We start from the raw sequence: 1935 nt of genomic DNA on the forward strand, positions 1-1935 counted from the left end.
GCAGACGCAAATGCAAGAAGTCCATATTCAACTGCAGCTGGTAAGTTTAATGCTGCTAACTGACTAGCTATACTTGGATTACTTGCTACAGCTACATTATACATCTTTTGCGTATTACTATCTACTTCTTTTTTTAAAGTTACAGTTTGATTCCTAGAGTAAAATTTAAGTAGGCAAAATATCAAAATAAAAAGATGCCCGAAGGCATCTTACATATACATGAATCATCCAATATAATAGAAAAGGGATGGTTTCATGTATGTATTAAGTTTAAAAGAAAGCGATATAAATTTCAAGAGCCTAGAAAAAGAAATTTATGAATTTGTATGCCGAAAGGCATGTGAAATACTTGTATATATACTTGAGAAATTAGATGAAAAGCTAATGAAAGAAAGAGATAAAAATAAATATAGAAATAAAGGAAAAAGAAAGACTTCAATAAAGACAGTAATGGGAATAATAGAATATGAAAGAAGAATATATGAATATATAACAGAAAAAGGAGAGAAAAGTTATATATTTCTATTAGACGAATATTTAAAAATTGAAACAATAGGGCAAATTTCAGCTAACTTAGTAGAAAAGATAGTAGACAATATAACAGATATGTCATATAGAAAAGCAGCAGATAAAATAACGAAACATACAAACCAAAGCATAAGTCATACAGCAGTTTGGGATATAGTTCAAAAAATAGGAGAAAAGATAGAAGAAAAAGAAGAAAGAGAAATAAAGTTAAACAAAGAAGGGAAATTAAAAGGTGAAAAAGAAGTAAAAGTAATATTTGAAGAAATGGATGGTATTTGGTTAAACATACAAAGTAAAGACAAAGGAAAAAGTAAAAAGAAAGTAATAAAAGAGCTAAAATTAGGCATATTTTATGAAGGTTGGGAGAAAAAACATGAGAAAAAAGACAGATATATAACTATAGAAAAGAAAGCGTATGTAAGTTTTAAGGGAAGTAAAAAATTTAAGGAGATAAGGGATTCTAAAATAGCAAGCACATATAACCAAGACGAAATAGAACTAAGAATAATAAATGGAGATGGATCGAACTGGATAAAAGAAATAGTGAAGGAAGAAGGAGCAACATTTCAATTAGACCCATTTCATAAAAGCCAAGCAGTAACAAGAAATATAGATGATAAGAAAAAGAGTAAAAAAATAATTAAACTATTAAACCAAGGTAAAACAAAAGAAAGTTTAGAGTTGATAACAAATCTTATGGTAGAAAACAATGAAGATGAAGAAAAACTAAAAAAGCTAGAGAAGCTATATAATTATTTAGTAAATAACAAAAAAGGATTAGTACCATATAATCCAAGAAAGGATATAAAATTACCTGAACCACCGGAAGGTGTAGTATATAGGAATTTAGGAACAATGGAACATAATATATGCGATATATTAGCCCAAAGAATGAAAAATAGGAAGGCAAGTTGGAGTATAAAAGGAGCGAGCAATTTAGCGAAGATATTAGCATCAAAGGCTAGTAAAGAGTTAGATAAACTAATTGATACATTGTTAAATGGAACTCTAGCTGAAGAAAAGATAGAAGAAATAAAAGAAGTACTTAGGCTAACAGCAGCACAAGTGAACAGAAAGCCTAAAAAAAGCAGAATATATCCTACACGAAAAGGTAGAATGCCTTTTACAGATTGTGCTATAACCAATGGAAGATTGGCTATAAAGAAAATGTTAGAAGATAAATGTGCAAGGGTAGTGTAAAAAAATTTGTGCTTAAGTGAAAATAAATACTCCTTTCTGGCAAGAATTAGAAAAAGAAAAAATGTTAGAAAGGAGTATTTTTATGAGTAAATTACCAAAAGAAGTATTAAGACAAATGATTTCAGATGGAGGGTTAAAAACAGCAGATGATCTTTATGAGTATCTAAAAGATATGTTTAAAGATGCTCTCCAAGAAATGCTTGAAGC

1 protein-coding gene and 1 pseudogene are annotated in these 1935 nt (G+C 28.9%); both read left to right on the forward strand.

The features are described 5' to 3' along the window. The first annotated feature begins 255 nt into the window (after positions 1 to 255). A complete protein-coding gene (locus AB4Y15_RS13890) occupies positions 256 to 1728 on the forward strand; it encodes an ISLre2 family transposase (protein ID WP_427340942.1) in 1473 nt (490 codons plus the stop codon). Positions 1729 to 1810: 82 nt separating this feature from the next. Further along, positions 1811 to 1935 (forward strand): annotated as a pseudogene (locus AB4Y15_RS13895) (IS256 family transposase); the annotation flags it as partial.

Origin of the sequence: Caloranaerobacter longqiensis (genome assembly GCF_050286925.1) — a bacterium.
In the GTDB taxonomy this organism is placed as follows: Bacteria; Bacillota; Clostridia; order Tissierellales; family Thermohalobacteraceae; genus Caloranaerobacter.

Bases quoted from the DNA above. Each gene is read 5' to 3' on its own strand.
- AB4Y15_RS13890 (WP_427340942.1), top strand. From the start codon at position 256: ATGTATGTATTAAGTTTAAAAGAAAGCGATATAAATTTCAAGAGCCTA.